Here is a 6,403-nt window from a genome sequence, read left to right as displayed (position 1 = left end):
CTTCAACAACTTCAACCACTTGCGCTTCAGATCTCTCATCAGCGGGAGGCGAATTCTACAGCGTTACACGCTGCTGTCAACACCTCTTTTTCAACTTCCTGATCACTTCGATAAACTGAAGCAACCCGCTGCCGAAACCTACATAACTCATTGTTTGCCAAAGAGTTTTCCGTTTCGACTGCGCCGGAAGTGGGGCGAATTATAGACAGTTACAATTCGCCGTCAACCTCTATTTTCACCTTTCTACGGGCCCCATCCCTGTAGCCCCGCAATTGCTGGCTCAGAACGTGTATTTAAAGCTGGTCATCACGTTACGGGGCGCACCGTAGACGCTCCAACTGTCCGCATAAGCGTAATAGCTGCGATCAAACACGTTGTTCACGTTCAACGTCGCGCTCAGATTACGGCTGATGTCATACCGCGCCATCAAGTTGGTCAACGCGTAGCTGCCCTGCTCGAACGTATGCAAGTCCATTCCGGTCTTGCTCTGCCAGTTCACCCCACCGCCCACGGTCACCTTGTCGAGCACGCCCGGCAGGCGATAGGTAGTGAAGGTCTTGAGGCTGTGACGCGGGCTGGTGGTGACGATGCGCTGATCATCGGCATTGGTACTCACGCTATAGGCGTAACCGGCGGACGCTTGCCAGCCATCACTCAACTCACCGTTGAACTCCAGCTCCACGCCCTTGGTGGTAGTGCCCTGCTCCGCACGGTAGATGTCCGGGTCACCCACAAACACCGGCAAGTTGTCCTGGTCAATCTTGAACAGCGCCAGGCTCGCGTTGAGTCTGTCGTCGTTGAAGCTGCCCTTCACCCCGACTTCATAGCCGGTGCCTTCCTGCGGGTCCAACGCCTTGTAACTCGCATCATGAATGCCGTAGGCCTGCGGGTTGAAGATCTTGGTATAGCTGGCATACAGCGACCAGGTGCTGTTCAAGTCATACACGATACCGGCATACGGCAGGAACACGCCGTTGCGGGTTTCCTTGCTCTCGGTGTTCTGGCTCGGGTCGGCATAGGTCACCACTTCATTGCTGCGTTTCCAGTCAGTTACCCGGCTGCCGAGGATCACCGCCGTATTGTCGGTCACATGCAAACGTGACGTCAGGTACGCCGCATACTGGTTCTCTTCTATATGTGTCTTACCCACAGGCGTGGTGTTCGGAACATGCGCGCCGCTGCCACTCCAATTGAAGATGTTCGGCACAGTACCGTCGTAACCAGTCCAACTGCCAAACCAGCCACCATGGCTTGGCGTGTTTTCGTGGTAGCGCGACATCGTCACGCCAGCGATCAACTCATGCTCACGCCCAAACAGGCTGAACGGCCCAGTCAGATACGCATCAAGGTTGTTCTGACGCGGCGTGCCCGACCAGCGATTGGGATAGAGATAAGCCCCCGACCCCGTATCCTGGTCGATGCTGCCATTCATATAGTTGATCAGCTCATCGAATTGGTTCTGCGTGTGGCTGACTTCAACCTTGCCGCTCCAACCACTATCGAACTGATGCTCGATCGAGCTGAACACATTGGTCTGCTTGCGATCGTTATAGGCCCAATCCGGCGCGCTGTTGGCCGAGCGGCTGAAGGTGGTGCGGTTGCCGTTGCTGTAGAACATCGGGAAACCGGTGCGCAACGGGTCATTCACCTGGTTGTTGATATAGCTGAAGCCCACCGTCAGCATCGTCGCATCGCTCAGGTCGAACTCGGAAATCCCGTACACCATCTGCGAATCGGTGTTGACGCGATCCACCCAGGAGTTCTGCTTCTTATAGTCCACCACCAAGCGCCCGCGGATATTGCCACTGTCCGTCAGCGGCCCGGACACATCGAACCCCGTACCATAACGATCCCAACTACCGGCCTCCCCCGTGATACTGGCCTGCGCCTCGGCCGTCGGGCGCTTGCGGATCAGGTTGATCGTCGCCGACGGCGTGCCCGACCCACTGATCAACCCCGTGGCACCGCGCACCACTTCAACACGGTCGTACATCGCGGTGTTCTGCGTGGTGTTATCCAGGCGCGCCGAGGTCGGCACGCCGTCGATCTCGAAGTTGTTGATCTGGAAACCACGGGACCAGTAAGTATCGTTCTCCGCACCAACGCCGACCCGCAGCACCGTAATCCCCGGCGTGGCCTCCAGCACTTCGGTGAGGTTGGTAAGTCGCTGGTCATCGAGACGCTGGCGGGTGATCACCGTCACCGATTGCGGCGTTTCTTTCTGAGTCAGGTTCAGCCGCGTCGAACTGCTCGACGAATAGGTGGTGTAAAGGCCAGTGCCTTCCGTGGTCGAACCCGGCGCCATGCCGGAAATCGAGATTGCGCTCAGTTGCACAGCGCCGCCCGCGCCCGGCTGCAATTGGTAGCGCCCGTCGCCGGTCGGCACCACCGTCAACTCGCTGCCCGCCAGCAGCACCTGCAACGCCTGGTCCACCGTGTAGCTGCCATGCAGCGCCGGGCCGGTCTTGCCGGCGGTGAGCGCAGCATTGCCCGCCAGATACACACCGCTTTGGGCGGCGAGCTGATTGAGCTGATCGGCCAAGGCGCCAGCGGGCAGGTCGAAGCGCTGGACGGCCTGTTCAGCGGCAGCCGCCAGGGGAGCAAAGCTCAGGCTGGCGGGCACGGCCAAGGCCAAGGCAATCGCCAGGGCCAAAGGTTGGGGGGCGTTACGCAGGAATAAAGGCATAAAACAGTTCCGGTCGAAGGAGGCATCAAGCCGTTGTCCTTCTCTAATTCGAATGAGAACGCAAAACCGGAAGCACAATTGAAAAAATCAGCGCGGCACCACGTTGACCCACCAGGCAAACGGCCGCTCGATGCGCACCGGCAATACCTGCTCAAGCATGGCCAGCGCCTGATCGGTGTCTCGCAACGGGTACGTGCCCATCACCCGAAGGTTGGCGACCTGAGGATCAATCCCCAAATGCCCATGACGATAGCTGGCCAACTCAGCGACAAAGTCCGCCAGGCGCATATCGTTGGCCATCAACACACCTTTCGCCCACGCCTCGCGCCCGGGTTGCGCAGGGTGCAGCGCCGACAGGCTCTGGCGGTCAAAGCCCACGCCCTGCCCCGCTGGCACGATGCGCGTCTGGCCGCTGTCGCCACACGCGGCTTGCACACGGCCTTCATACACATTGAGCTGCGTGCGGCCATCTTGTTCACGCACGCTGAACCGCGTCCCCAAAGGCCGTAGGCGACCTTGCGCGGTCTCCACCACAAACGGACGACTGTCGCTGCCGGTGTTGATCAGGATTTCACCGCTGTAAAGCCTCAACTCGCGCAGCCCGGCACTGAAGTTGACGTCCAGCGCCGTGCCGCTGTTGAGCCAGATACGCGTGCCGTCGGCCAACAACTGTTCGCCCAGCGGCACAACACTGGTGTGGAAGTCGCGGGTCCGGGCGCCCCGTTGCTGCCAACTGCCCCAGCCCAGCAGCGCGCCGCCCATGACAATCGACAGCCCACGCAACACTTGCCGCCGCGAGCGCTGCGAACCGCGCAGGTGTGCCAACGTCTGGTTAGCCCCCGGCACATCCTCCTGCAACGGCGCGAACCGCTGGCTCACCCGCGCGACATAACTCCAGGCCAACGGGTTGACCTCGTTGCGCCCATGCCACTGGCGCCACGCGTCATGCAAATGCCGCGCATCCGGCTCGGCACTCAGGCGCGCAAACCAGTCAGCGGCTTGTTGCAACGCGGCATAGTCCAGGCCACCAGAGCGAGTGCTCACGACAAGGCGCCGTCCAGCTCGGCTTCCAGCACCATGCACTGAAACATGGCCTGCCCGATGTACTTGGTCACCGTGCGCTCGCTCACGCCAATGCGCAGCGCGATCTCGCGGTAACTCAAGCCATCGATCTGCGCCAGGCAGAACGCCTCGGACACCTTCACCGGCAAGCGATCCAGCATCGCCTGCAAATGCACCAGTGCTTCCAGCACCAGCGCCCGGTGTTCTTCCGACGGTGCACAGTGCTCCGGCCGGCTCGCCAACACTTCAAGCCACGCCTGCTCCACCTGCTTGCGGCGGAAAAAATCCACACAGACGTTACGCGACAGCGTGCTCAAGTACGCCCGCGCGTGCCCGTCGCTGCCGAACTCTCGTGGATGGGTCAGCAAACGTACAAACACATCGTGGGCCAATTCAGCGGCGTCACTGACATTGCCGAGTTTTCGCGCCAGCCAGCGTTGAATCCAACCGTGATGGGCCGAATACAAGCTGCCAACGTTGAAGGGTGAGGGCTCGGGAAGCGGGGGCATGGGCAGCCCTACGAATAAGAATTGTTCCCAATGGTAATAAGAAAAGATAACCACCACAACGGGGAAAAGTTACCGACAGCCCGACTCAAGCGTTGTCCCGCTGCGTGCGCCCATCCGGCCCATACAACCGGTCACCGCCCACGCTGTTCAAAAACCCGACAATTTTCTGATTACACGCCATGCGCTGCTTGATCGCCCCACCATTCGCCAGGTTGAGCTGCCGCGCCCGTTGCGCCAACGCCTGCACCTGCCGCCACGCCGCCAGGCAGTCGGCATCTTCGGCTGCCTTGAATGCACCATGGCGGCCGCTGCCATAACCAAGCTTCGATTGCGCGCCGCTGCGGATCGCTTCCAGCTGCTCCAGCTTGAGCAACGCCGCCTGCTTGCTCGCCGTCAGTTCCTGCAAGCGTTCACCCTCGACCTTGGCCTGGGCCAACGCCAACCTTTCCTGCTCCAGCAACTGCACCAACTGCTCAATCGCCTGCTGCTGCAATTGCAGATGTTTGCCCAGGCTCATAGGCACCTGCACCTCATCGGCTCGCGCTCATTCGACGGTTTCACCCACGCTGGCGGCGAGGCCGTCGAAGATCGAATCGGCGCTGACCTGATACGTCCCACCGGCAATCGCCTGGCGCACGGCCGCGACTTTATCCATATCCACATCCGCCGAGCTCTCAACACGAGTTTCGGCACTGCTGCTGGAAACCTGCACGCCATCATCCACGGTCGCTTCCAGCGGCAGCAGTTCGATCCGCTGATTGCCGGCCGCCTGGCTGTCGACGGGCGCCGGGGTGTTGGTCAGGTTCGCACTTATGATTTTCACGTTAGAGGCTTCATCTGCTGTGGGGTTGGGTCAACTATCGGCAATCGCAAAGGCAAACTTTGACCGTTGATCGAAATAACTCAGTAACGCAGCCGCAACGCGTTCTGGCCCACCACTTGGGCGCTGAGCATTTTGCCGTCGCTGCCCATGACCCGCACGGTGCTGCCCAGGCTGCCATTGTCCAGCGCCTTGCCCTCGCGGCTGATGGTGAAACCCGCGCCTTCGGCCTGCAACGTCACCTGCTGGTTGCGCTCCACCAGCCAACGCTCGCGCACACTGTTCTGGGTCAGCACCACATTGCGACTGAGGTTACGGCTGGCCTGGCGTCCGATGATCTGCGCGGTATCGAACAGCACGCCCTTGGGTAACCGCTCCAACGGGCCGCGCTTGGTTTCCAGCATCGGCGCCTTGATCACCTCCCCCGCCGTGATGCGTTGGCGCGCAACTATATAGTTGCCCACCACCCGCACACTGACTTGCAGGTAACCCGCCACCTCACTGCCACAGCGCACGCCCATCGCCACCCGGCCGAACGCGTTTTGCTCGGGATGGACCAGATACGGTCGCGGCTCTGCGCACTCCACGATGCGCGCCGCCGGCTGGCCGAGGTCCATCGCCATCAGTTGCGCATGCGCCGGCAAACGTGGGCTGATCACCGCGCGCACCTTGTCCTCCAGGCCATCCGCCTGGGCCAGGGCGCTGCACAGCAAACACACCAAACCGCCTAATCGCCACGTCATCCGCCCTGCCCTCCGAACTGCCCAGCGCCGAATTCTAGTCGTCCTCCCCTCCGGGCAAGGCCGGAATTAGTCGCCAAATAGCCGCCTGTTTCGGCCTTTGCCCGGGCAGCCTTGGGACTAACCTGCGAGCCGTTCATTTATTTGATGCACAGGTCCGCAACCATGATCGACAAGCTCGACAACGAGCTGCGCTTTCAGCAGGACGCAATGAGTTTGCGGGCTGAGCGCCAGCAGGTATTGGCCAACAACATCGCCAACGCCGACACACCGAACTTCCGCGCGCGGGACTTCGACTTCTCCACCGAACTGGCCAGCTCCCTGCAAAAACAGCACATGGGCAGCGGCATGGCCCTGGCCACCACCTCGGACCGCCACCTGCAAGCCTCGTCCCAAAGCCTGTCCAGCCGCGAGTTGCTCTACCGCGTGCCCGACCAGCCCAGCCTGGACGGCAACACCGTGGACATGGACCGCGAACGCGCGCAGTTCACCGACAACGCCGTGCGCTACCAGGCCAGCCTCACGTTCCTGACCAGCCGCTTGCAGTCGCTCAAGACCGCCATGCAGTCCGAATAACCCAGGGAAA

7 protein-coding genes are annotated in these 6,403 nt (G+C 61.1%); 1 reads left to right on the top strand and 6 read right to left on the bottom strand.

Features of this window, described 5'->3' with window-relative positions:
* Positions 1-280 precede the first annotated feature (280 nt).
* The 6 genes from ACU688_RS25895 to flgA all read right to left on the bottom strand — a co-directional run bounded on the left by ACU688_RS25895 (position 281) and on the right by flgA (position 5,820).
* Entirely contained in the window at positions 281-2,686 is a 2,406-nt protein-coding gene (locus ACU688_RS25895) for a TonB-dependent siderophore receptor (protein WP_448186920.1), read from the bottom strand.
* An 87-nt stretch (positions 2,687-2,773) separates the two neighbouring features.
* Positions 2,774-3,730: a FecR domain-containing protein gene (locus ACU688_RS25890; protein ID WP_448186919.1), complete on the bottom strand. Its 957-nt coding sequence runs from the start codon at positions 3,728-3,730 to the stop codon at positions 2,774-2,776.
* A complete protein-coding gene (locus tag ACU688_RS25885) occupies positions 3,727-4,257 on the bottom strand; it encodes a sigma-70 family RNA polymerase sigma factor (protein ID WP_448186918.1) in 531 nt (176 codons plus the stop codon). Before ACU688_RS25885 ends, ACU688_RS25890 begins: the two co-directional genes overlap by 4 nt.
* Positions 4,258-4,342: 85 nt before the next feature.
* Positions 4,343-4,774, bottom strand: a complete 432-nt coding sequence (locus ACU688_RS25880; RefSeq protein ID WP_448186917.1) for a flagella synthesis protein FlgN — start codon at positions 4,772-4,774, stop codon at positions 4,343-4,345.
* Positions 4,775-4,801: 27 nt separating this feature from the next.
* On the bottom strand, positions 4,802-5,080 hold the full coding sequence (gene flgM, locus ACU688_RS25875; RefSeq protein WP_448186916.1) for a flagellar biosynthesis anti-sigma factor FlgM: 279 nt from the start codon (positions 5,078-5,080) through the stop codon (positions 4,802-4,804).
* Between the two features lie 80 nt (positions 5,081-5,160).
* The gene (gene flgA, locus ACU688_RS25870) at positions 5,161-5,820 is read right to left on the bottom strand and encodes a flagellar basal body P-ring formation chaperone FlgA (protein WP_448186915.1); all 660 of its coding nucleotides are present in this window, start codon (positions 5,818-5,820) and stop codon (positions 5,161-5,163) included.
* Positions 5,821-5,982: 162 nt separating this feature from the next.
* Here flgA and flgB point away from each other — a divergent pair, with 162 nt between their 5' ends.
* A complete protein-coding gene (gene flgB, locus ACU688_RS25865) occupies positions 5,983-6,393 on the top strand; it encodes a flagellar basal body rod protein FlgB (protein WP_448186914.1) in 411 nt (136 codons plus the stop codon).
* Positions 6,394-6,403: the final 10 nt, after the last annotated feature.

The organism is Pseudomonas acericola (SeqCode), assembly GCF_053456465.1.
Note: the sequence above shows the minus strand (reverse complement) of the source record. Positions and strands in the feature narration are given on the sequence as shown.

What these genes read in the sequence shown, in the direction of transcription:
- ACU688_RS25895 (WP_448186920.1), bottom strand. Translation starts at nt 2,686, where the DNA reads ATGCCTTTATTCCTGCGTAACGCCCCCCAACCTTTGGCCCTGGCGATT.
- ACU688_RS25885 (WP_448186918.1), bottom strand. Translation starts at nt 4,257, where the DNA reads ATGCCCCCGCTTCCCGAGCCCTCACCCTTCAACGTTGGCAGCTTGTAT.
- ACU688_RS25880 (WP_448186917.1), bottom strand. Translation starts at nt 4,774, where the DNA reads ATGAGCCTGGGCAAACATCTGCAATTGCAGCAGCAGGCGATTGAGCAG.
- flgA (WP_448186915.1), bottom strand. Translation starts at nt 5,820, where the DNA reads ATGACGTGGCGATTAGGCGGTTTGGTGTGTTTGCTGTGCAGCGCCCTG.
- flgB (WP_448186914.1), top strand. Translation starts at nt 5,983, where the DNA reads ATGATCGACAAGCTCGACAACGAGCTGCGCTTTCAGCAGGACGCAATG.